16 protein-coding genes and 1 tRNA gene are annotated in these 23,220 nt (G+C 60.4%); 6 read left to right on the forward strand and 11 right to left on the reverse strand.

The annotated features are described in order from the left end of the window. Nucleotides 1-586: 586 nt before the first annotated feature. The 6 genes from G542_RS0102955 to G542_RS0102980 form a co-directional block, all read right to left on the reverse strand. Nucleotides 587-662, reverse strand: a tRNA-Thr gene (locus G542_RS0102955). 215 nt (nucleotides 663-877) lie between these two features. Beyond that, nucleotides 878-1,672 (reverse strand): ABC transporter ATP-binding protein, encoded by a 795-nt coding sequence (locus tag G542_RS0102960; protein ID WP_027823340.1) that lies wholly within the window; start codon nucleotides 1,670-1,672, stop codon nucleotides 878-880. Then, entirely contained in the window at nucleotides 1,669-2,562 is an 894-nt protein-coding gene (locus G542_RS0102965) for an ABC transporter permease (protein WP_012697453.1), read from the reverse strand. Before G542_RS0102965 ends, G542_RS0102960 begins: the two co-directional genes overlap by 4 nt. A gap of 73 nt (nucleotides 2,563-2,635) precedes the next feature. Then, the gene (locus G542_RS0102970; protein ID WP_012697452.1) at nucleotides 2,636-3,607 is read right to left on the reverse strand and encodes an ABC transporter substrate-binding protein; all 972 of its coding nucleotides are present in this window, start codon (nucleotides 3,605-3,607) and stop codon (nucleotides 2,636-2,638) included. A 339-nt stretch (nucleotides 3,608-3,946) separates the two neighbouring features. After that, entirely contained in the window at nucleotides 3,947-4,930 is a 984-nt protein-coding gene (locus G542_RS0102975) for an SPFH domain-containing protein (protein ID WP_012697450.1), read from the reverse strand. A gap of 5 nt (nucleotides 4,931-4,935) precedes the next feature. Continuing rightward, nucleotides 4,936-5,358: an NfeD family protein gene (locus tag G542_RS0102980; protein WP_012697449.1), complete on the reverse strand. Its 423-nt coding sequence runs from the start codon at nucleotides 5,356-5,358 to the stop codon at nucleotides 4,936-4,938. 191 nt (nucleotides 5,359-5,549) lie between these two features. On the opposite strand from G542_RS0102980, the gene G542_RS0102990 reads away from it, so the two are divergent. Next, nucleotides 5,550-6,602 carry a histone deacetylase family protein gene (locus G542_RS0102990; RefSeq protein ID WP_012697447.1) on the forward strand — a complete coding sequence of 351 codons (1,053 nt, stop codon included), beginning with the start codon at nucleotides 5,550-5,552 and terminating at the stop codon, nucleotides 6,600-6,602. Here G542_RS0102990 and G542_RS0102995 read toward each other — a convergent pair. Both G542_RS0102995 and G542_RS0103000 read right to left on the reverse strand, forming a co-directional pair. Next, nucleotides 6,599-6,865: a GlsB/YeaQ/YmgE family stress response membrane protein gene (locus G542_RS0102995; protein WP_012697446.1), complete on the reverse strand. Its 267-nt coding sequence runs from the start codon at nucleotides 6,863-6,865 to the stop codon at nucleotides 6,599-6,601. The genes G542_RS0102990 and G542_RS0102995 overlap by 4 nt on opposite strands. Nucleotides 6,866-7,033: 168 nt before the next feature. Continuing rightward, nucleotides 7,034-7,246, reverse strand: a complete 213-nt coding sequence (locus G542_RS0103000) for a hypothetical protein (protein ID WP_012697445.1) — start codon at nucleotides 7,244-7,246, stop codon at nucleotides 7,034-7,036. Between the two features lie 507 nt (nucleotides 7,247-7,753). Between G542_RS0103000 and G542_RS0103005 the strand changes: the two genes are divergently transcribed. The 3 genes from G542_RS0103005 to G542_RS17325 all read left to right on the forward strand — a co-directional run bounded on the left by G542_RS0103005 (nucleotide 7,754) and on the right by G542_RS17325 (nucleotide 13,517). After that, a complete protein-coding gene (locus G542_RS0103005; RefSeq protein WP_027823341.1) occupies nucleotides 7,754-9,388 on the forward strand; it encodes a phosphoethanolamine transferase in 1,635 nt (544 codons plus the stop codon). 86 nt (nucleotides 9,389-9,474) lie between these two features. Further along, on the forward strand, nucleotides 9,475-10,677 hold the full coding sequence (locus G542_RS15720) for a cation diffusion facilitator family transporter (RefSeq protein WP_012697442.1): 1,203 nt from the start codon (nucleotides 9,475-9,477) through the stop codon (nucleotides 10,675-10,677). 248 nt (nucleotides 10,678-10,925) lie between these two features. After that, entirely contained in the window at nucleotides 10,926-13,517 is a 2,592-nt protein-coding gene (locus G542_RS17325) for a diguanylate cyclase (RefSeq protein WP_162142322.1), read from the forward strand. Between the two features lie 370 nt (nucleotides 13,518-13,887). On the opposite strand, the gene cphA is transcribed toward G542_RS17325, so the two are convergent. Together cphA and G542_RS0103030 are read right to left on the reverse strand one after the other, a co-directional pair. Next, nucleotides 13,888-16,458: a cyanophycin synthetase gene (gene cphA / locus G542_RS0103020; RefSeq protein ID WP_027823342.1), complete on the reverse strand. Its 2,571-nt coding sequence runs from the start codon at nucleotides 16,456-16,458 to the stop codon at nucleotides 13,888-13,890. A gap of 275 nt (nucleotides 16,459-16,733) precedes the next feature. Further along, nucleotides 16,734-18,866, reverse strand: a complete 2,133-nt coding sequence (locus G542_RS0103030) for a cyanophycin synthetase (protein WP_027823343.1) — start codon at nucleotides 18,864-18,866, stop codon at nucleotides 16,734-16,736. Nucleotides 18,867-19,424: 558 nt separating this feature from the next. Between G542_RS0103030 and G542_RS0103035 the strand changes: the two genes are divergently transcribed. Together G542_RS0103035 and G542_RS0103040 are read left to right on the forward strand one after the other, a co-directional pair. Further along, nucleotides 19,425-21,713: a cyanophycin metabolism-associated ABC transporter gene (locus tag G542_RS0103035; protein WP_027823344.1), complete on the forward strand. Its 2,289-nt coding sequence runs from the start codon at nucleotides 19,425-19,427 to the stop codon at nucleotides 21,711-21,713. A 14-nt stretch (nucleotides 21,714-21,727) separates the two neighbouring features. Further along, on the forward strand, nucleotides 21,728-22,192 hold the full coding sequence (locus tag G542_RS0103040) for a cyanophycin metabolism-associated DUF1854 family protein (protein WP_027823345.1): 465 nt from the start codon (nucleotides 21,728-21,730) through the stop codon (nucleotides 22,190-22,192). A gap of 130 nt (nucleotides 22,193-22,322) precedes the next feature. On the opposite strand, the gene G542_RS0103045 is transcribed toward G542_RS0103040, so the two are convergent. Next, entirely contained in the window at nucleotides 22,323-23,075 is a 753-nt protein-coding gene (locus G542_RS0103045; RefSeq protein ID WP_027823346.1) for a metallophosphoesterase family protein, read from the reverse strand. Nucleotides 23,076-23,220 lie beyond the last annotated feature (145 nt).

Genomic DNA, 23,220 nt, shown 5'->3' on the forward strand with positions numbered 1-23,220 from the left:
TTCCTCTGAGCAATCAAGGTGTTCAATCTTCGCCAGTACATGCTTGTGCAGCTTGCCAAACACTTCAGCCACCTTGAGAGAGGTGGTACGCGGCTCATTGTTGATGATGGTGATGACGTCCTGCGGGACAAGAGAAAAAGAAGCAGCCATGATGGCCTCCTGTGTACGGATTTTGTTTTCCGCTTCCCGTCGCCAAACGGGTGGAGCGGAGCCGTGCAGGTTGGCGAACCGGACACAGGGCCGGCAGGTGCTCGCGCACCTCCCGCACGGCCCGCCCCATTGAGGACGCAGCCATGCTGCAGACACAAAAAAACCGCTCTCGCGGCGGTGTGTCCGCCTGTGAATCCGGGTCGCCAAACCCGGCCGCGCTATTGAACGCGACGGGGCAAAGATAGCCCGGAGCAGGGCAAACGTCAATTTCGAGGGGTGTGTAAGTGATGCCGTGACGCTGGATCAGGCATGGCATGGCTGTGCTGCTGCAGTCTATGTTGCAACAGAGGCGGTGGCTGTCATGAAATTGCGGAGCAAGCGCGATTTTGCGGAGCAAATGAAACGGGGCTTCCATTGCTGGAAGCCCCGTGCATACTGGTGCCGACTACCGGAATCGAACTGGTGACCTACTGATTACAAGGCAGTTGCTCTACCAACTGAGCTAAGTCGGCGATGAGTTGGAAATTATCACTCAAAAAACTCGTGGCGACAAATCATTTTTCGAATTTTGCCAAGAGTGCCAGAGGTAAGGGCTGGTATTTCAAGTGAATTCGTGAGAATGCATATGAATTGATGGCTGGATTGATTTCATGTACGTGTCCGAAGCATCTTGGAATGAAAAAGGCTGACGGTCACGTCAGCCTTTTTATCGGTAAATGCAGACGGCTCATCCTAGAAGCAAGGCATCGTCAGCAATTTTTTCACCCCGTGTCCGCTCGAACATGGCAAGGAGATCCGGTACGTCCATGCGTTGGCGCTCGTCACCTGAAACATCCAGCACGATCCGCCCTTGATGCAGCATGATGGTGCGTTCGCCGTGATCCAGGGCCTGGCGCATGGAGTGGGTCACCATCAGGGTGGTGAGTCCGTTTGCATTGACGATCTGGTCAGTCAGCTCCAGCACGAATGCTGCTGTCTTGGGATCCAGTGCTGCCGTGTGTTCGTCCAGCAGCAGTAACCGGGACGGGCGGAGCGAGGCCATCAGCAGGCTGACAGCCTGGCGTTGTCCTCCGGACAGCAGGCCCATGCGGTCGGTCAGGCGGTTTTCCAGACCCAGTTTCAGGATCGACAGCTTTTCACGGAAAATCTCGCGCAGGCCTGACGTAACCGCCGGGCGCAAATGCCGGCGTTCACCCCGCTGCCAGGCAAGGGCAAGGTTCTCCTCGATGCTGAGCCCTTCGCAGGTACCGGCCATCGGGTCCTGGAATACACGGGCCACCATGCCCGCACGTTGCCAGGCGCTCAGCCTGGTGACGTCTTTTCCATCGATGTGAATACTGCCGGTATCGACGATCAGGTCACCGGACAAGGCGTTCAGGAAAGTGGATTTCCCGGCGCCGTTACTGCCGATCACCGTCACGAACTGGCCGTTGGGAATGTGCAGGTCAATGCCGCGCAGGGCCGGGTTTTCGATCGGAGTACCTGGATTGAAAGTCTTGGTCAGACCCCGGGCCTTCATCATGATGCGGCTCCTTTGCGGGCTTTGAAACGTGCCTTGATCATCGGCAGCACCAAGGCGAAGCCGACCAGCAGCGCCGTAATCAGGTTCAGGTCCTGTGCGGCGAGAAAATCGGCCGACAAGGCCAGTGCGATCAGGAAACGGTAGAGCAGGGCACCGAATACGGTTGCCAGCGTAATGACCCACAGCGACCGGCTCGGCAAAAGCGTCTCGCCAATGATCACGGCAGCCAGGCCGATCACGATGGTTCCGATCCCCATGGAGATGTCGGCACCGCCCTGGGTCTGTACGTACAGGGCGCCACCAAGGGCAATCAGGGCATTGGACAGGGCCAGCCCGCTCAGGACAGCACGATTAGTGCTGACCCCTTGTGCACGTGCCATGCGCGGATTGGCGCCGGTGGCCCGCATGGCCAGTCCTGACTGGGAGGCAAAATAGGCGTCAAGCGCCAGTTTGGCTGCCACCACGATGGCGGCCAGTACGCCTGGCTGGATCCACATGGCGGCATCACTGGCCGGATCCATGAAAGGCTCGAATACCGTCGGTTCGCCCAGAAGAGGCACATTGGGTGCGCCCATGATGCGCAGGTTGATCGAGTACAGTGCCACCATCACCAGAATGCTGGCCAGAAGTTGCAGGATGTTCAGCCGCACGTTCAGCCAGGCCGTGACCCAACCGGCGGCAGCACCTGCCAGCATGGCTGCGATACAGGCAATCCAGGGATCGGTTCCGCCAACGATCAGTGTGGCCGCCACGGCACCACCCAGAGGAAAGCTGCCGTCTGCCGTCAGGTCGGGAAAATTCAGGATGCGGAAGGAAATCAGGACGCCCAAAGCAACCAGTGCAAAGATCAGGCCGATTTCCAGCGCCCCCAGGAGTGAAATCAGGGACATGTGAAACTACGCGTGAGGTGGGAGACGGACGGGCAGGCGCATGAAACGCCCTGCCCGCCGGGTAGGACAAGAATTACTTCAGGACCGTTTTGGCTTCCTGCTTGAGTGCATCGCTCAGCGGAGCACCCTGCTTCTGGGCTGAGGTCTGGTTCACGACCAGTGACAGCTTTTCACCCAGCTGCGGTGCAATGCTGTTGGTTTTTTCGCCCTTGAGGATGCGTACGACGATCTTGCCGGTCTGGCGGCCCATGTCGTAATAGCTCTGTCCCAGGGCTGCAATGGCGCCGCGCTCGACCGAATCGGTGTCCGAAGCGATCAGCGGGATACGGCTGACGTTGGCAACATTGGCCAGCGACTCATAGGTCGACACCACGTTGTTGTCAGTCGAGGTATACAGCGCATCCACCTTGCCGACGAGGCTCTTGGCGGCCGGGCCCACATCAACCGTACGCGGAGCCGGTGCTTCGACCAGCGTCATGCCTCGACGGCCCAGCTCGGCCTTGAGTTCCTTGGCAACCATCACCGAGTTGACTTCGCCCGGGCTGTAGACCATGCCGACCTTCTTGACGCCCGGCTTGACCTTCAGGATCAGGTCCACCTGCGGCGGAATCGCCAGCTTGTCGGACACACCGGTCACGTTGCCGTTGCCGGCATTCCAGCTCTTGACCAGCTTGGCTGCCACCGGATCTGTCACCGCAGCAAATACCACGGGAGTGGTGCCACGGCTGGCTGCAACCGCAGCCTGGGCGCTGGGTGTGGCGATGGCCACAATGGCATCAACCTTGTCGCCGACAAACTTGCGGGCAATCTGGCCGGCCGTGGCGGTATTGCCCTGGGCGCTCTGGAACTGGTACTTCAGGTTCTTGCCGGGGACGAAACCCTGGGCCTTGAGTTCGTCTTCCACGCCTTTGCGCACGTCATCAAGTGCCGGGTGGTCAACAATCGCCGTTACCCCGACGGATTTGACATCGTTGGCGTAACTAAGCGGAGCGAAAGCGGCCATCAGGCCGCAGGCGATAAGACTCAGAGCATTGCGTCGTTTCATAGCTGCCGTTCCAGAGATGTTTGTTGCTGAAATGTGCAAATAGACCGGATTTCATCTGGTTTAAGGTGATGTTATTGCAACAGGGTAAATCTTTTTGACAATCGATGGGTAAAAAATGTCCTGAAACTGGTCTTTTGTATTTTTCGATGCCTTTATCCTGATTGACGGGCCGAATTTGCAGCACAAATCGTTGCTGGAGTAATGGTTTCTACCAAATTGACCACCCTGCGATGCCTCGTTGCCTTTCTGCCAATAGAAGCAAAGGCCGGAATGGCATTCGGCCCGTACGAAGCGCGTGCTCCGTACGGGCCGAACATCCCGGGGCCGGGGTTGAAGGCGTCAGTCTGCCGGCGGGCAACGACCGGGCCCGGCGGTGCTGTCTCCGCCTTGCTGGCGGATGACCGACATGGCGGTGGCGACCAGGCCGGCGACGTCACCGGCATTGGCCGGCAGGATCAGGGTATTGCCCTTGCGGGCCAGTTGGGCGAAGGCATCGACGTACTGCTCGGCTACCTTGAGATTGACGGCCTCGATGCCTCCGGGCGTCTGTACCGCACCGGCTACGCGGGCGATGGCATCGGCCGTGGCATCTGCCACCAGCCGGATGGCTTCGGATTCGCCCTGGGCTGTGTTGATGCGGGCCTGTCGTTCGCCGGAGGACTGGTTGATGAGCGCCTGCATTTCACCTTCGGATTTCTTGATGGCAGCCTCACGCTCACCGGTGGCGATGTTGATCTGCTCCATCTTGCGGCCTTCGCTGGAAGCGATCAGGGCGCGCTTTTCCCGCTCGGCAGTGATTTGCTGCTGCATGGCATGCAGGATTTCCGTCGGGGGAACCAGGTCCTTGATTTCGTAGCGCAATACCTTGACACCCCAGGTCTGGGCTGCTTCGTCCAGTGCCGCCACGACGGCCCGGTTGATGTCGTCGCGCTCTTCGAAAGTCTTGTCCAGTTCCATCTTGCCGATCAGCGAGCGCAGGGTGGTCTGGGCCAGCTGGGAAATTGCCAGCACATAATCACTGGTGCCATAGCTGGCACGTTTGGCATCGGTCACGAGGAAATACAGGATGCCGTCGACCTTGAGCTGGGTATTGTCCTTGGTGATGCAGATCTGGCTTGGCACGTCGAGCGGGATTTCCTTGAGACTGTGGCGATAGGCTACGCGGTCAATGAACGGAATGATGACGTTCAGGCCCGGAGACAGGACGCTGTGAAAACGTCCCAGTCGTTCGACGACAAAGGCACTTTGCTGCGGTACCACGCGCAAGGCGCGGGCAACGACAATAAAGGCAAGGATCAGCAGGACAGCAGCGGTAGACAGCATGGGGGTCACTCCTCGACAGCACGGATGATCAGGGTATTGCCGTCCAGCCTGACTATCTCGAAATGACAGTCTGTTGCCGGACGGATTCTGGAGGAGAGCCGTGCATCCCATTCCGTGCCGCGATAGCGTACACGGGCGTGACGAGCATCCTGCCAGTAAAGTATTTCGACAGTGGCGCCTGCGTCGGCATCCAGCGGGGCCGGTGCTGAGGACAGCAGTTGCCGGCGACGGCGCAGCAGGAACAGCCAGCCGGCCAGCGTGATGGCGGCGGCACTGATGAAGTGCCATTCCGGCGCAAGACCCAGCCCGGCTGTGGCGGCAGCCGCCAGAAGCCCGATGGCCAGGACCAGAAGGTAAAAGGTTCCGCTGAACAGCTCGGCCACGAGGGCCAGCAATGCCAGAATCAGCCAGAGATAGGCATGGGACATGGCCGCTTTCCAATAGTCAGGCGCAACAGCACGCTGCATGATGGTACTGGCTGGGCCGGAAATCACAAAGGAACGTGCCCGCTGGTCGGAGCAGGTCTTGCCTTTGGTCAAACAGGGCAGGATCACCGCTTGGCTGCTGAAGCCATTTCAAGAAATGCTGCTTTTTTCGAGTCAAAGGATTTGACCATAAAATGTTGACTGTCTATTCCGATACTCATCACGAGCAGGCCGGCAAGGCGGAATTGATCAATGGCACCCTGATGCCGTGTTTTGAAAATCCTTCGCGGGCCGACATGGTGCGGGAGGCTGTGGATGCCGCAGGCTTTTCCCGCATCGGGCCAACCGACCATGGCAAGGAGCCGATCCTGGCCGTGCACCGCGAGAACTATGTCCGGTTCCTGGAAACCTTCTGGGAGCGCTGGAGTCGCCCAAGCCGCCGTTCGGCCACCGGTCGGGATTACGATGCCTTGCCGCTGATCTGGCCGACCCGCTGCTTCCGGCAGGTCGAACCGGAGGACATTGACGGGCAGCTCGGTTATTTCAGCATGGATGCCGGCACTCCGGTCACCAAGGGCACATGGACGGCCATCTATGGGTCGGCACAAACGGCCCTGACGGGAGCTGACCGGTTGCTGGCCGGTGAAAAGGGCGTGTTTGCCCTGTGCCGTCCGCCGGGACATCATGCCGCTGCGGATGTGTTTGGCGGCTACTGCTTCTTCAACAATGCGGCCATTGCTGCCCAGCACTTGCGTGACAAGGGGTGCAGCCGGGTCGCGGTTCTGGATGTCGACTATCACCACGGCAACGGTACCCAGAGCATTTTTTATGACCGTGCCGACGTGCTGTTTGCGTCCATTCATGGCGACCCGCGGACAGAGTTTCCGTTTTACCTCGGGTTTGCCGATGAAAGAGGAGAGGGCGCCGGGTTGGGTTTCAACCATAATTTTCCGCTGCCGGCCGGGAGCGATGTGCCTGCGTGGATGGGCGCACTGGCCGACGCATGCCGGGTGATCTCGGCATTCCGGCCTGATGCGCTGGTGGTGTCGCTCGGGCTTGATACATATCAGGGCGATCCGATTTCCACCTTCAAGCTGGATACCCCTGAGTTTGTGCGCATGGGCGAGCAACTGGGGCGGCTGGGGGTGCCAACCCTGTTCTGCCTGGAGGGCGGTTATGCCGTCGGGCCGATCGGCGCCAATGCGGTGGCGGTACTGTCCGGATATGACGGCACCGCGCACGGTTAGCGGTAAAAGCCGACCAGCTTGAGCAGGTAGATCAGGATGATGGCGCCCAGCACGCCGAAAATCAGCCCGGACAGTGAAAACCGGCCTGCGGCAAAGGCGCTGCCAATGCCCAGCAGGTCGGCAAAAATCCACTTGCCCAGTGCCGAACCCACAATGCCGACCAGTATGTTGGCGATGGTGCCCTGCTGGGCATCGGTTTTCATGATCAGGCTGGCGATCCAGCCGATCAGGGCGCCTACGATCAGGGTGATGATCCAGCCCATGGCATGCTCCTCCGGTGTGATGCTGGTGTGTAATGCGAGTCTAGTGCCTGCTGCCGGAGATTGCTGATCGTATGGTGGCGGGTGGTACAGGGATGGAGTCAGGTGGTACAAGCAACAAGGCCGGCGGAGATTTCTTGCCGGCCTTGTTGCTTGTACTGGCTGGCCGGGTCAGATCACGTTTTCCCAGATGATCCTGCAACCGGGGAACTGGAACGGTCGGACAGGTTCGCTGCTGTCACAGAACCTGACGCGCAGGATCGGCTCGTCAGCTTGCAGGTCGATGTCGAGAATCCGGCATCCGCTGCTGGCTAGCAGGGTGGCGGCCATGGCGGTCAATTTGCTGGCCTCGATAAAGGGCACAGCGCAACTTTCTATAGGCATATGGGACCTCTTTGAACTTCCTTGATTCAATAACCTAATATCTGCCAAAAGATGACAAAAAAATAGTATTGTCTGGCAAAAAAAATGATTTTTGCACAATATTATTTCTTTGGACAACAATTTTTACCTGGTTGGTTGTTATGACAATGTCTGCGCAGACAGTATTGGGCTCCGTGAATTACGGAAAAATCCATGACTTGTCGCTGGGGAAGTGACGCAAATCAAACCATAAGAATTAATAATGATAAATGCATTATTAAAGTTTGATTATTATTTCAAATAAATAAATTTCCGACCTTTTTTATTGCTGCCTCGCCATCCGCAAGCCAACAGTTAATGACAAGTATATTTACTTTGTTTCAATCGGAAACAATTTCCAAGGTTCCATTAACTGTTTTGCTTTCATAATCGCGCCGGCGCGGATGTTTGAAAAACTCGTTGCATCCGCTGAACCGGCGCTGGCAGAGGTCTCGTCGGCAGTCTGTATTGCTTTTGACGGAGAACCTGATGCGGTTTGTTCGCCCCCGGCGCCCTGAAACTGTCACCCTGTGGGTCACGCTGTACTTCTTGCTGTTCTGCAACATGGCGTTCTGGTCACGCCTGATCAGTATCCAGGCTCCCGACAGTGCAGGAGGATGGCTGTATATCGGTGCCGCCTTTGTCTTCATTGCACTGGTTTTCAACTTTGTCCTGACATTGCTGGCTGTCCGCTTCATCTTCAAGCCCGTGGTGACGGTCCTGCTGCTGATTACGCCGTTCGTGGTGTACTTCATGAACCAGTACGGGGTCTTCATCAACGATGACATGATCCGTAATACCTTCCAGACCGATCCACGGGAGGTGTTTGACCTGCTGTCTTTCAAACTGCTGCTTTATGTGCTGCTGCTGGGGGTGCTGCCGCTCTGGCTGCTGTGGCGTACGCCGGTCCGGTATCGTCCGTGGTTGCGTGAACTGGGCAGCAAGCTGGTCGTGATCCTGCTCAGCTTTGCCATCCTGGCCGGCATTGCCTACGGCTTTTACAAGGATTTTGCCTCGACGTTCCGCAACAATCGCGAGCTGGCGTATTTGCTGACGCCGATGAACTACATCAAGGCCAGTTCCAAATACCTGAAAGGGAACGCACGCCTGCAACCGGTGGTCATCCAGAAAATCGGTGAGGATGCACACCGGGAGGTTGGCCAGGGTGCCCGCAAGATGGTGACCGTGCTGGTGGTGGGTGAAACCGCGCGTGCAGCGAACTTCGGGCTGGACGGCTATGAACGTGACACCACGCCTGAGCTGGCCAAAGTGAAGGATCTGGTCAATTTCAGCCAGTTCACTTCGTGCGGAACCGATACGGCCGTTTCCGTGCCGTGCATGTTCTCGGGGCTGGAGCGCAAGAATTACGACGCCGATGCAGCCCGTCGGCATGAAGGGCTGCTGGATGTCGTGCAGCGTGCCGGGGTGCCCGTGTGGTGGCGTGACAACCAGTCGGGCTGCAAGGGCGCCTGCGACCGCGTGCCCAATGAAACCATGATCGCCACGCGTTTTGCCCAGGAAACTCCCGGACTGTGCGAGAGTGGTGAATGCCACGACGACATCCTGCTGGCCGGCCTGAAGGAATATATCGACGAACTCAAGGGGGACGGGCTGATCGTGCTGCACATGATGGGCAGCCACGGCCCGGCTTACTACAAGCGCTATCCCAAGGCGTTCGAGATTTACACGCCGGTGTGCAATACCAACCAGCTCGACAAGTGCGAGAGCCAGGCCATCGTCAATGTCTATGACAACACGATCCGTTATACCGACCATGTGCTGGCAAAGCTGATTGCCTTGCTGCAAAAAGAGGAAGGACGGGCGGATACGGCCATGTGGTATCTGTCTGATCATGGCGAATCGCTGGGAGAGCATGGCCTGTACCTGCATGGCACGCCATACATGCTGGCGCCCTCGGGCCAGACGCACGTACCGTCGGTCCTGTGGACGTCTGCCGGTTACCGGCAGCAGCTGGGGCTGGAGCAGCAGTGCCTGCAGGAAGTGGCCGGCAAGCCGGCAAGCCAGGACAACCTGTTCCATTCCATGCTCGGACTCTTGCAGGTCAAGACGAAGGTTTATAATCCGGCCCTTGATCTTTTCGCAGCTTGCCGGCGTCCGGGCTGACAGGCTGATGGGCCGGACTTGTTCCGGAGGGAGCGGGCGGTGGATCGAGGAGCCGTCCGCTTTTTGTTGTCGCAACAGAAGCTGACATGATGTCTACTGCCACCGCATCCGAATCCGAAATCAAGCGCCAGGCCGCCAAGCGCTCCACGATGGTCAGCGTATGGGTCAACCTGTTCCTGACCATCCTGCAAATCATCGTCGGCATCTTTGCCAAATCCCAGTCACTGGTCGCCGACGGCATCCACTCGCTCTCCGACCTGCTGGCGGATTTTGTCGTGCTGGCAGCGAACCGGATCAGCCACCGGGATGCCGATGATGATCACCCTTACGGGCATGCCCGCATCGAGACAGCGGCTTCACTGGTGCTGGGGATGCTGCTGCTGGCTGTCGGGGCCGGCATGCTCTGGAGTGCAGGGGTCAAGATCACCGAACCGGAAAGCATCCCCGATGTCAGTCCGATTGCCTTGTGGGTGGCGCTTTTTACGCTGGTGAGCAAGGAAGGGTTGTTCCGCTACATGCTGAAGATCGCCCAGCGCGTGAAGTCCAGCATGCTGGTCGCCAATGCCTGGCATGCGCGCTCTGATGCTGCCAGCTCGCTGGTGGTGGCGATGGGTATCGCCGGTAACCTGATGGGATACACCTTCCTTGATCCGCTGGCGGCTGCACTGGTGGGCTTCATGGTGATGCGCATGGGGGGCAAGTTCAGCTGGGACGCCATCTCCGACCTGATTGACCGGGGGCTGGAAGAACAGGAAGTGCAGGCGATCCGCGAAACGTTGAGCGCGATTCCCGGTGTGCGTGATGTCCACGACATGCGTACCCGCCGCATGGGTGACTATGCACTGGTGGATGTCCACTTGCTGGTGGACGGACGCATCAGCGTATCCGAGGGGCACCACATCGCGGCTACTGCCCGTCGACGGGTCATGGAGCAGCACCGGACGCTCGACGTGCTGGTGCACATCGACCCGGAAGACGACCATGGACACGCAACGCATACTTGCGCCCTGCCGCCGCGGGACCGGCTGATGACGGTATTGCAGGAGATGATGGGGCAGGACCTGTCGGCGCGTATCCAGGTACAGCTGCACTATCTCAACGGTTCGATCGAGCTTGAGGCCACTTTGGACCCTGCCAGTGCCCGCAGTCCCGAAGAGCGGCAGCTGATCGAGCAGCAACTGGTCGACATCATCGACCATGTACGTGAAATCCGGTCCGTACGCATTCTCGAATCCCGTTTGCTGGTCGAGCGCGAAGACCCGCGAGATTTGCCGCCACCGCACGCCTGATCCTGCTGCAAGTGGCGGTGGCGCCGGGCGGGACCGGATATGCCACCGTCCAGCAGGCGGATTGATATTTTTTGAGATGGATCGTTATTTTCTGATTGCAAAAATGCCGTGGGCATTGCTAAATCACGACTGCATTTCGGCTTGATGACATAACGTACCGCTGTGCCCAGGCTGCCCATACTGTATCCGCTGATTGAAAGATGGTCTTGCCTCCAGTCCTGTTTCGCCTTGTGCGGCAGCCGTGGCTGTTGCTTCTGCCTTTCGTGGTTCTGGCAGCGTTGACGCTTTACTGGGTCGATCTGCTCAAAAGCCATGAAGAGCTCCGGCACAATGCACATGCCCAGGCCGGACTGCGTGCAGTCCAGGTGGCCAACGCCATGTCACAGCAGGTCAGTACCCTGGTGCAGGGCATCGACTATGCGCTTCTGGACATGGGGGCAGACTACAGCCGCTCGGGCTACCAGACGTTTGAGGAGTCGGTCGAGCGTTTTGTCGGCAGTTATCCGCGGGACACCATCCTGCAAGTCTCGCTGACCGATGCTGCCGGGCGCGTCATCTACTCCAGCCTGACCGAGCGCCCCAAGGCCATTTCCATTGCCGATCGCGAGCATTTTCTGGTGCACCTCGACCAGGAAGTATCCAGCCTGTACATCAGCAAGCCGGTATTCGGACGCCTGTCCCAGGCCTGGAGCATCCAGTTTTCCCGCCAGGTCCGGCGGCATGGAAAATTTGCCGGTGTTCTGGTGGCATCGGTATCGCCCAGCTACTTTTCTTCGCTGTTCCACGAGGTCTCGGCCGGAGACAGGGACGTTGTATTCCTGTTCAACCAGAACCTGGACTATCTGGCCCGTACACGGATGCAGGACGAAGTCATGGGGCGGCAACTGCCGGAATCCTATCGCTGGATCACCGAGCTGACCTCCAACCGTTTTGACAGCCGGGCCGGTCCCGATGGTCTGGCCCGCGTCTACGGCATTCACTCCGTGGCCCGTTGGCCGCTGTATGTCGGGGTCGGCATCGAACTGCAATCCATCATGGCGCCGGTTGACGAGGCGATTGAAAGCAGCCTGTTCGGCAACCTGCTTGGTTCGTTGCTGATCCTCCTGGCGGTTGGCTGGATTTACTGGCTGCTTTACCGCCAGTGGCGGCAGCAAAGCCTGCTGAAGGCCATTTACGATGTCCTGCCGATCGGCATCCTCCAGGCCGATGAAAACGGTACGGTCCAGGAAGGCAATGCCAGTGCCGCCAGACTGCTGGGGCTGCCGGAAAGCGGACTGCGTGGCACCTCTTTGAAAAACAACCCGGCGACCGCACAGCCGCTGGTCCACATGCAGGCCATGCCCGCAGGCAAACAGTTGCCGCTGGCGGAAGCCTGGTCCCGGATTGCGGCCGGTGACAGCCTGCACAACCAGGAGATCCGGCTGCAACCGCGTCCCGGCCAGTTGCATTATCTGGTGGTCAATGCCGTACCGGCTCCCACGGCAGAAGGTGGTTCTGTTGCTGCACTGGTCGATGTCACGCAGCGCTGCGTAGCCGAGGCCCGGCTGGCCTTGCGTGAACAACAGCTGGACATGGCCCTGCGCGGAGCCGAGCTGGAACTGTGGGACTGGAACCTTGAAAGCGGCAACCTTGAGCTGCTGCATCCCCGCCAGGCCGATCCTGTTTGCCTGCCTTCCTGGCAGGCCCTGATCCACAGTGACGACTGGGCTCGGGTCAAACTGATTTTTGACATGCACCTGGTCGGCCACAGCCCGATGATCGAAGTTGAATACCGGGTGCGGGATGATGAACGCTGGCGCTGGGTACAGTGTCGTGGCCGGGTCATGGACCGGGACGAGCAGAATCGCCCAGTGCGGGCACTGGGAACGCACCTCGACGTAACCCAGCGCAAGCTCAGTGAATCCGAGCGGCGGGCCACGCAGCGCAAGCTGGAAAAACTGACGGCACAACTGCCCAGCGTGGTGTTCCAGCTGCGCCGCCGGGCCGACGGACTGTATGCCATGCCCTATGCCAATCCGGCCCTGGGTACCCTGTGCGGCGTGGACCCTCTGGCGGTCAGGGACCAGGCCGATGCCTTCTTTGCCGTCATCGTGCCGGCTGACCGGGAAGAGTGTCTGGCCTCGCTTGAGCACTCCTCCTGTCATCTGCAAAGCTGGCGCATGGAATTCCGCATCGTCAATCCGCTGGGGGAGATCCGCTGGATGCTGGGACATGCCAGCCCGGAAAAGGATCTGGATGGCAGCGTGCTCTGGCATGGCTACCTGAACGACATCAGCGAGCGCAAGGCACATGAAGATGACCTCGTGAAGCAGGCCAGTACTGACGGGTTGACCGGGCTGGCCAACCGCCGCAGCTGGCTGGTTCATGCCAACCGCGAGCTGACCCGTTGCCGGCGTTATCCTGACGAAGCTGATTGTGCGGTAGTGATGCTGGACATTGATCATTTCAAGCGGGTGAACGATTCGCACGGACATGCTGTCGGCGATCAGGTCCTGCAAGAGCTGGCGCGCCGCATGCAGGCAGGCCTGCGCGAAACCGACTGTCTGGGCCGCATGGGCGGGGAGGAGTTTGCCATCCTGTTGCCGCAAACCAGCCAGGACGGTGCCTGCCTGTTTGCCGAGCGCCTGTGCCGGAAGATTGCCGGCGTGCCCTTTGCGACCGAGGCCGGCGCACTGGTCGTGACCATCAGCCTGGGGGTCAGCCAGATGCAGTCCGACGATGCCAGCGTGGATTGCGCGCTGGCGCGGGCTGACGGAGCGCTGTATGCGGCAAAGTCCGGCGGGCGCAACCGGGTGGAGGCTGCGGTCAGGCCGGTTGTCGCCGGTTTGCAGCCTGCATGACGGAAGGCTCTGGTCAGAGACAACCCGGTGGTATTTCGTAGCGGTCAGTCCGGCCGTGAATGACAAGGCCATCGTGTACGGAGACGCTGTACTGGATAAGCTTGCACAGCAAAATGTGCTACCCGTCCACATCACTGGCAGGCATCAGACCTCGAAATACCCTGTTAGAGGGTACTGAGTGCGGTCAATCGTTACGGTCGTAGCCTGAGCGATGTGGAGTCGCTTGTATCGTTGCAAATCACGTCGGTTCCGGGGTGGTTGGCGAGCCGTGTACCTCATTGGAGAATGATCGGCTGCATCTTGGGATACCTGTCAGCCAGAAAAAACAGCAGCCCGCGAAGGGCTGCTGTCTTGTCGGCCAGAAGGAGGATCAGGCGCAGCGCGACTGGATATGCGCCAGGGCTTCTTCAACCTGATCCACCAGAATCAGGCACAAGTCTCCTGGAGTCAGGCGGGCCAGGGCCGTGTCGATGGCCAGGAACTCGCCCTGGATTTCATCAATCTGGCGGGTGCGCGGAGCGCCTTCCAGACCCTCGCGCAGCAAGGCCACCACTTCACCATCGGCCCGTCCACGCTGGCAGGCATCCTGGTACAGCACGACTTCGTCAAATGCCGTACCCAGAATCCGGGTCTGACGCCGGATGTCTTCGTCACGCCGGTCTCCTGCGCCGCTGATCACGACGATGCGGCGCTGACCGGGCAGGGTTTCCACAGCCTGTACCAGTGCCTGCATGGCGTCCGGATTGTGGCCGTAGTCGGCAATCAGGGTAGCCCCACGGTAATCGAACAGGTTGAAGCGGCCCGGTGCGGTAGCCGCGTCACTGACAAAAGAGGCCAGCCCGGCGGCGATCTGTTCCTGGGCAATGCCGAGCGCCCAGGCAGCACCGACAGCGCCCATGCTGTTTTCGATCTGGAAGGCAATCCGGCCGCCGGCCGTCAGCGGCACCTGCGCCAGATCAAACGTCATGCGCACGTCTCCGCCTTCGGCACACACGATCTGCCCGTCTTCGACATAGATCACGCGCCGGCCTTGTGCCCGGTGGGCGTTGATGACCGGATGGTGGCCGTCGTGGGCAAAGAAGGTCACGCTGCCCGGGCAGCTGGCAGCCATCCGCGCCACCATCGGGTCGGCAGCGTTCAGGACTGCCATGCCGGAAGGGGAAACATTCTGCACCACGATGCTTTTCAGTACCGCCAGCTCGTCAAGGGTGTAGATGTAGTTGAGGCCGAGATGGTCGCCTTCGCCGACATTGGTGACGACAGCCACATCACAGCGGTCAAATCCCAGCCCTTCGCGCAGCATGCCGCCGCGGGCAGTTTCAAAAACCGCTGCATCGACATCCGGATGCATCAGCACATTGCGCGCACTGCGCGGGCCCGAGCAGTCACCACTGTCGATCTGGCGGCCATTGACGTATACGCCGTCGGTTACGGTCATGCCCATGCGCTTGCCGGTCTGGGCGATCAGGTGGGCGCTCAGGCGCACCGTGGTCGTCTTGCCGTTGGTGCCGGAAACCGCCACCACCGGAATGCGGCCATTGTCGTCGCCGGCAAACATGTTGCCGATGATGGCTGCACCGACGTCCCGACCTTTGCCGAACGAAGGTTGCAGGTGCATGCGCAGGCCGGGGGCCGCGTTGACTTCCACGATGCCGCCGCCCTGGTCTTCCAGTGACCGGCGCACGGTTTCACACACGATGTCGACGCCGCAGATGTCCAGTCCGACCATCTGGGCGGCTGCCACGGCGCTGGCGGCGAGATCCGGGTGGACGTCATCGGTAACGTCGGTGGCTGAGCCACCGGTGCTGAGGTTGGCGTTGTTGCGCAGCACGACCCGCTGTCCGAGTACCGGCACCGTGCCGGCATCCAGCCCCTGGGCGGCCAGCGTGGCTTTGGCGATGTCGTCAAAGCGGATCTTGGTCAGCGAGGTGGCATGCCCTTCGCCGCGGCGTGGATCCCGGTTGACTTCTTCGACCAGTTCGCGGATGGAGTGCACGCCGTCGCCGATCACCAGAGGCGGTTCGCGCCGGGCGGCAGCGACCATTTTGTCGCCCACTACCAGCACGCGGTAATCCTGACCGGGCAGATAACGCTCGACGATGACGTCGGAACAGATGTCGCAGGCGACCGCAAATGCGGCCAGGACTTCGTCTCGCGAAGTCAGGTTGACTGCCACGCCCTTGCCCTGGTTGCCGTCGCGCGGCTTGATCACCACCGGCAGGCCGATGGCTTCGGCTGCGGTCCAGGCCGCGTCACCATCCGAGACGATGCGGCCTTCCGGTACCGGCACGCCGGCCGCGGCCAGCAGCTCCTTGGTCAGGTCCTTGTCCTGCGCAATGGCTTCGGCGATGGCGCTGGACATATCGGTTTCTGCCGCCTGGATGCGGCGCTGCTTGCTGCCCCAGCCGAACTGCACGAGGCTGCCGCCGGTCAGGCGGCGGAACGGAACATCACGCGCAACGGCGGCATCCACGATTGATCCGGTTGACGGTCCCAGACGGACGTCTTCATCTAGGTCGCGCAGCCGTGCCAGTGCAGCGGCGGCGTCAAACGGGGTGTCGTTGAGCGTGGCGGAGATGATCTCTTCGGCCAGTTCCAGTGCCAGCCGGCCGACGTCTTCTTCGCTGTATTGCGCCACGATCTGGTACACCCCGCGCTCAAGCGTCGGCACCGTGCGGCTGAATGTCACTGGGCAGCCGGCCTGGATCTGCAGGTGCAGGGCGACGCTTTCGAGGGCATGGGCCAGGGAAATGCGGCTGTCGCCACAGGCGGTGGGCAACAGGGCGCCGGCCATCGGGAAACGGGCTCGCAGGCGGGTTTCGAAACCGGGCAGGGCATGAATGTCTTCTTCATGGGGAAGGCAGCTGACAATGGCCTGGATGGCGGTCTGGCGACTCCAGAGATTGGGGCCACGCAATGCACGAACGCGGGAGACTTCCATGATGGGTTGAATCCTGTTTTTATCTTTTTGAATCAATTGCCTGGTTGCGAAGCAACACCTTGGCGAGCCTTGTGGAAAATGCCTTCTCGATGGCTGTACAGATGATGTTCACACGATGGTAACACGCACGTTTGATCGTATTGTTTGGGGTTGTACACGGAATGTACCAAGGTGGAACCGGGCTTCAGAAGCCTGTTTTTGCAGGGTTTTTTGCAACTGGCAGGCCACAAAAAAGCCCGTCCGGTTGAGGCCGGCGGGCTTTTCGGGATGTGTCGTCAGTGCTGGCCGTAGGCTTCCAGCCCGGCGCGGATCAGCTCCGGTGCCAGCCCCAGTGCCCAGGCGCCGGCCACGGTGGCCAGTACGCTCTCCAGCGGTTCGGCCAGCGGTGACAGCCGGTCCACTGCCATCAGCACTTCACGCTGCGTGCCGGTTGCCAGTTCGATCAGCCCGGCACGTACGATGACGGCCCGGCCGTTGCGGGCCAGATGGGCGGTCAGGACTTCCGGTTCGCCAAGGCTGTAGAACATGACCTCACCGTCAGCGAGCGATGCCATGTCGGCTACCAGCGGATCGTCGGCATTGAGTACGGCGACACCGCGCTTGAGGACGACATCGACCTGGGTGCGCATCACGCGGTAGAGCTGGTCACTGTTCAGGACCTCCAGGTCTTCGAGCGTGTAGTCAGGCTCAAGGGAGGTCACCACGCCGATCTGGCAGCGGTCGTACGGAAGGCCTTCGGCCGCCAGGGTGCGCGGAGGCGTTTCGAACACGCCGGCTTCTACCTGGCGGTTGAGCAGGATCTTGTGGCCCGAGGCAAAGTCGGTGGCATCGCGCGACTGGAAACGGCGACCGTTGTAATACAGGCCATCGGCGCAGGCGAGGCCGACATGGCGGCCGGAGAACTGCACCAGCTGGGCCAGCATGCGGGCCACCGGCGTGGTGTTGCGGGTGCCGGTAATGCCGATCAGGGGGATGCGGCCGTCAGCATCGTGCGGGAACAGGTGTTCGACGATGGCCCGGCCGACGGCTCGCGGCTTGCCCGAGGCCGGGCGCAGGTGCATGAGCAGGCCTGGGCCGGCGTTGACTTCGACGATGGCGCCACGCTGTTCTTCCAGCGGACGGGAGATGTCTTCGCATACGAGGTCGATGCCGGCGATGTCGAGGCCGACCACGCGGGCGGCGAGCGACACGGCGGCGGCAACATCCGGGTGGACTTCGTCAGTGCAGTCAAAGGCCACGTTGCCGTTGCGCTGGATCAGGACCGGTTCGCCGGCCGGTGGCACGGAGTCGCCGGTATAACCCTTGCGGGCCAGTTCAAGGCGGGCTGCGGTATCGAGGCGGGCGAAGTTGAGCGGGTGGTCTTCGGTGCTGCCGCGGCGCGGGTCGGTGTTGATCTGGCTGGCGATCAGTTCGTAGATCGTCGACTTGCCGTCGCCGGTCACCCAGGCTTCTTCGCCGCGGGCTGCTGCCACCAGCTTGCCACCGACCACCAGCAGGCGGTGTTCGATGCCGGTGACGAAGCGTTCGACGATGACGCCGCTGCCTTCTTCGATGGCTACGCCGTAGGCCTGCATGACTTCGTCGCGGGTATGCAGGTTGGTGAACACGCCGCGGCCGTGGTTGCCGTCGTAGGGTTTGACGACAACCGGCAGGCCGATGTCTTCAGCGGCTTCCCAGGCTTCTTCGGCGTTCTTGACGTAGCGGCCTTCCGGTACCGGAACGCCGCAGGCAGACAGCAGCTGTTTGGTCAGGTCCTTGTCACGCGAAATGCCTTCGGCAATGGCGCTGGTCTGGTCGGTTTCCGCTGTCCAGATGCGGCGCAGTGCGCGCCCGTAACCGAACTGCACCAGGTTGCCGGAGTTCAGGCGGATATAGGGGATGTCGCGGTCGTCTGCCGCATCGACGATGCTGGCGGTCGAAGGGCCGAGGCAGTGGTCGTCCACCATGTCGCGCAGGCGCTGGACCGTGGCAGCCACGTCAAACGGGCGGTCTTCCATGGCGGCGAGCACCAGCTCCCGGGCGGCAAACAGGGCTTCGCGGGTGACGTCTTCATGCCAGGCCCGCACGATGACCTTGTACTGGCCTCGTTTGGAGAGTTCACGGGCCTTGCCGAATCCACCCGGCATGCCAGCGAGGTTTTGCAGCTCGAGGGTGACGTGTTCGAGGATGTGCCCGGGCCAGGTGCCTTCTTTCAGGCGGCGCAGGAATCCGCCGCGCTCTTCATAGCTGCAACGGTGTTCGATGAGGGTCGGCAGCCATGACGACAGCCTTTCGTAGAAACCCGGGATGGTGTTGGACGGACAGTCTTCCAGATCGCCGATATCGATCCATGCTTCAAGAACCGGGCGATAGGTCCACATGTTCGGACCACGCAGCGACTGGATGCGAAGAAATTTGATGTCTTTCATGCTTTGAGATCTGACCGTCGCAATGGACGGAACATTCCTTTGCAGTGTTGGCCCGAAACCTGAAACGGCAAAGCCGGATTCCGGTTTTGAGGCGCGGGGTAAATGCCGGTCTGCAATAAATACCCGCTGTCAGTCTTTTGGAATTCCTGATTGCGGTTTTGTCGGGAAGGTCGTGAATTAAAGTGTCAGAACACTTGCCTGTATACCTGTCCGACGGGGGCTACTATACACGGCCTGTGCTAGCAATTAAACTGTGCGAACCTGATGGTCAGGTGAGTCTTTTCAGGCAACTAAACCCTTGTTTGGTCAAGCTCCAAATGGATTCCCCTGCCATCTGAAAACAATTCATTACAATTCATTGCAAATTGCTACGAGACAAGATGCCTGAATTGTAAGGACGTGCAACGATTGTCAGGTATTTTGTTCCGGCGGGGGTTTTATTCGTTCGCCCGGATTAAGCAATATGGTGTAAGTCAAGTCCAGAAAAACAAATTGCCATATCACAAAGACCCGGTTTAATCGCAAATTGACCGGGCGGGAATTGAGAAACGGATTTTCATGGCCGATTTAAAAGTGGATCCGAGCGATAACGGTCTGACGCAATTGCCGCCGGAATGGCGCGACCAGGTGCAGGCCCTGCTGGCGGCTGGTGAACAGGTCATCAGCTGGCTGCCGGTCGATCTGGACGAACGCCTGCGTTTTGCCCAAAGCCTGGTTTTTTTGAGCAATCAACGCCTTGTGGCTTTTGCCGGCACGGAAGGCTGGCAGTCATGGCCATTCCGGAGCGGGCTGGTCTTGCAGCTTTCCGATCATGCAGGTGCCGGCATGCTGGAACTGGTGGATGACCGGCACCGGCTGGGCGTCTGGCGTTTCACCCTCGGCCACAATCCCGTAGCCCAGCGCCTGATCGACACCTTCGTCCGGCAGCAAGACCGCGTGCTGCTGGGGGTCGAGCCCGAGGCTGACGAGCACGAGGCCGTTTGTCCCAGCTGCCACCTGCCATTGCCGGAAGGCGAAGACGAATGCCCGGTCTGCACGCACATCGAGGGCAAGCCGCCCTCCACCTGGACGCTGTTCCGGCTGTGGCGATTTGCCAGACCCTACTATCCGCAGCTGCTGCTGGGATTCATCCTGACCCTGGCCAGCACGGCTGCCACGCTGGTGCCGCCTTACCTCACCATGCCGCTGATGGACAAGGTGCTGATCCCTTACCAGAACGGCGTACCGATCGATACGCATCTGGTTTCCCTCTATCTGGGCGGGCTGCTGGCCTCTGCGGTCCTCGCCTGGATACTGGGCTGGGGACGTACCTATATCCTCGCACTGGTTTCCGAACGCATCGGTGCTGACCTGCGTACCACCACGTACGAGCACCTGCTCAAGCTGTCGCTGCAATACTTCGGCGGCAAGCGCACTGGTGACCTGATGGCGCGGATCGGCTCGGAAACCGACCGCATCAACGTGTTCCTCTCGCTGCACCTGCTGGATTTTGCCACCGACATCCTGATGATCGGCATGACGTCGCTGATCCTGTTCTCGATCAATCCGTGGCTGGCACTGGTGACCCTGCTGCCCTTGCCGTTCATCGGCTGGATGATCCATGCCGTACGTGACCACCTGCGCCACGGCTTTGAAAAAGTGGACCGCATCTGGTCCGAGGTCACCAACGTGCTGGCCGATACCATTCCCGGCATCCGGGTGGTCAAGGCCTTTGCGCAGGAAAAGCGCGAAGCCCAGCGTTTCCGCGAAGCCAACCGGCACAACCTCATGGTCAATGACCGGGTCAACCGGGTCTGGTCGCTGTTTTCACCCACGGTCACCCTGTTGACCGAGGTCGGCATTCTGGTGGTATGGGCCTTCGGCATCTGGCAGATTTCGCAAAACCAGATCACTGTCGGTGTGCTGACTGCTTTCCTGGCTTACATCGGCCGTTTTTATACGCGTCTGGATTCGATGAGCCGCATCGTATCGGTCACGCAAAAGGCTGCGGCGGGTGCCAAACGGATTTTCGACATCCTTGACCATGTGTCCAATGTACCGGAGCCGGCAAAGCCGGTAGCCATCCGCACGGTCAAGGGCGCCATCGAGCTGCGCCAGGTCGGCTTTCGCTACGGCAGCCGCCAGGTCAGCCGCGGCATTGACCTGACCATCCGGCCAGGCGAGATGATCGGCCTTGTCGGCCACAGCGGTTCGGGCAAGAGCACGCTGGTCAACCTGATCTGCCGTTTTTACGATGTGAGCGAGGGTGCCATCCTGCTCGACGGGGTGGACATCCGCTCGCTGGCCATCGCCGATTACCGCCAGCATATCGGACTGGTATTGCAGGAGCCGTTCCTGTTCTTTGGCACCATTGCCGACAACATTGCCTATGGCAAGCCCGGCGCCACCCGTGCCGAAATCATCGCGGCCGCCCGTGCCGCGCACGCGCACGAATTCATCCTGCGCCTGCCGCACGGTTACGACTCGCTGGTGGGAGAGCGCGGTCAGGCCCTGTCCGGTGGTGAACGCCAGCGCATCTCGATTGCGCGTGCACTTTTGATTGATCCGAAAATCCTGATTCTGGACGAAGCCACGGCATCGGTGGATACCGAGACGGAAAAGGAAATCCAGAAGGCACTCGACAACCTGGTCAAGGGCCGTACCACGATTGCCATTGCCCACCGGCTGTCGACCTTGCAAAAGGCCGACCGTCTGGTGGTGCTGGACCGTGGCCGTGTTGTCGAGGTGGGCAGTCATGACGAGCTGATGGAAGAAGAGGGCGCCTATTACCGGCTTTACCAGGCCCAGCAGCGTCTGAGTGACCACGAGTTGCCCAGCCCGACCAACCACGCCGTTGCCGCAGCCTGAATGGATACGCCAGCATGATGAATCCCGATCTGTCCCTGAATCCGTTTGGCCGGCTGGTGCTGGTGACGCCTGATGGTACCAGCCATGAGGGCGTGACGCCGGTCCGGGCTTTTCCCGTTGCCGCGCCGGAAGAAGGCATTGCCCTGGTGTCGCCCGACGGGCGCGAACTGGCCTGGATCGACAGGCTGGCCGACCTGCCGGCCGCCACGCGGCTACTGGTGGAGAACGCCCTAGCAGGCCGCGAGTTCATGCCTGAAATCCGGCGTATCGAAGCGGTCTCCGGTTACGTCTGTCCCTGCCAGTGGGAGGTGGAAACCGACCGCGGCATGACGCGCCTGACCCTCAAGGGCGAAGAAGACATCCGCCGGCTGGCTCCGCCGACGCTGCTGATTACCGACAGTCACGGTATCCATTTCCTGATCCGTGATCCGGAGGCGCTGGACCGCATCAGCCGCAAGATTCTCGACCGTTTCCTGTAATGTTTTCGCACTGGCCAGCGTGATGTTTCAGCGTTGGCAATGGTGGAAGTGCGAGCAGGTTGTCAGGTGTTTGCCGGATGGTTTGCAACAGCCTGTCATGAGCCGGAGCGGGCTCGTGACAGGCTGTTGGTCATGTGGCGCGGCGATGACTGACGAATCCGGTTTCAAGTGCACTGCCCCAGTCCTCCCGGCCATTTTGCCGGGCCATTGCCGCAGCGGCATGCCAGTCATAGGCAACCGCCAGCAGTCTGGCTGACCATCCCCGTGCCGTGCGTTCCAGCATGGCGTAGCGTGCATGCGGCGAGCCGGTTTCCATGCGGTGGAGAAAAGGGTGGCTGTCTTCGTATGCCTGCAATCCCGTACTGCCGGGGTTGACGATCAGGCGTCCGTCATCCAGCTGCATGACCCGTGGACAATGCGTGTGGCCACACAGGATCAGCGATGCCGGTGTGTTGCCAGCCAGCCGTGCAGCTTCGTCTTGCCGGGCCGGCCGGCTTCCCGAGGCGGTGATGACTTCGAGGAAGTATTCCAGGTCGCTGCCGGGAGTGCCGTGTACCAGAAGCACCTCGTCAGACAGCCATAGCTGTTCAGGCAGGCTGGCGATCCAGTGGCGCTGTTCTGCCGTGATGTTTGCGTCGGCAAATGCATCGGAGGCTCCCATGCTGCTGCGATCAGCCTCGAGGATCTGTCTTTCGTGATTGCCCCTGATGGTCGGCAGATCCAGTGCCATCAGGCGGCTGGCAGTCTCGCGCGGTTGCAGCGGGCCGGACAGGATGTCACCCAGATTGACGATGAGGTCCGCTCCGCGCTGGCGGATGTCGGCAAGCACGGCATCCAGTGCAGCAAGGTTGCCGTGGATATCGGAGATGGCTGCAATTTTCATGACTGCATCGTAATCCAAGGGTACGGGCCGCATCTGCTTTTCCGGTACCGGCTGACCCTGGTCTGGCATGCATCCGGTGGATGCATACGCATCCGCGTGCCCGGCCGCACACCGCGGGTATTGCGCAGCAGGCATGAAATGAAAA

It is taken from the genome of Laribacter hongkongensis DSM 14985 (assembly GCF_000423285.1).
Classification (GTDB): Bacteria; Pseudomonadota; Gammaproteobacteria; order Burkholderiales; family Aquaspirillaceae; genus Laribacter; species Laribacter hongkongensis.

Coding starts and splice junctions, on each gene's coding strand:
- G542_RS0102960 (WP_027823340.1), bottom strand. CDS start 1,672: ATGATGAAGGCCCGGGGTCTGACCAAGACTTTCAATCCAGGTACTCCG.
- G542_RS0102965 (WP_012697453.1), bottom strand. CDS start 2,562: ATGTCCCTGATTTCACTCCTGGGGGCGCTGGAAATCGGCCTGATCTTT.
- G542_RS0102970 (WP_012697452.1), bottom strand. CDS start 3,607: ATGAAACGACGCAATGCTCTGAGTCTTATCGCCTGCGGCCTGATGGCC.
- G542_RS0102975 (WP_012697450.1), bottom strand. CDS start 4,930: ATGCTGTCTACCGCTGCTGTCCTGCTGATCCTTGCCTTTATTGTCGTT.
- G542_RS0102980 (WP_012697449.1), bottom strand. CDS start 5,358: ATGTCCCATGCCTATCTCTGGCTGATTCTGGCATTGCTGGCCCTCGTG.
- G542_RS0102990 (WP_012697447.1), top strand. CDS start 5,550: ATGTTGACTGTCTATTCCGATACTCATCACGAGCAGGCCGGCAAGGCG.
- G542_RS0102995 (WP_012697446.1), bottom strand. CDS start 6,865: ATGGGCTGGATCATCACCCTGATCGTAGGCGCCCTGATCGGCTGGATC.
- G542_RS0103000 (WP_012697445.1), bottom strand. CDS start 7,246: ATGCCTATAGAAAGTTGCGCTGTGCCCTTTATCGAGGCCAGCAAATTG.
- G542_RS0103005 (WP_027823341.1), top strand. CDS start 7,754: ATGCGGTTTGTTCGCCCCCGGCGCCCTGAAACTGTCACCCTGTGGGTC.
- G542_RS15720 (WP_012697442.1), top strand. CDS start 9,475: ATGATGTCTACTGCCACCGCATCCGAATCCGAAATCAAGCGCCAGGCC.
- cphA (WP_027823342.1), bottom strand. CDS start 16,458: ATGGAAGTCTCCCGCGTTCGTGCATTGCGTGGCCCCAATCTCTGGAGT.
- G542_RS0103030 (WP_027823343.1), bottom strand. CDS start 18,866: ATGAAAGACATCAAATTTCTTCGCATCCAGTCGCTGCGTGGTCCGAAC.
- G542_RS0103035 (WP_027823344.1), top strand. CDS start 19,425: ATGGCCGATTTAAAAGTGGATCCGAGCGATAACGGTCTGACGCAATTG.
- G542_RS0103040 (WP_027823345.1), top strand. CDS start 21,728: ATGATGAATCCCGATCTGTCCCTGAATCCGTTTGGCCGGCTGGTGCTG.
- G542_RS0103045 (WP_027823346.1), bottom strand. CDS start 23,075: ATGAAAATTGCAGCCATCTCCGATATCCACGGCAACCTTGCTGCACTG.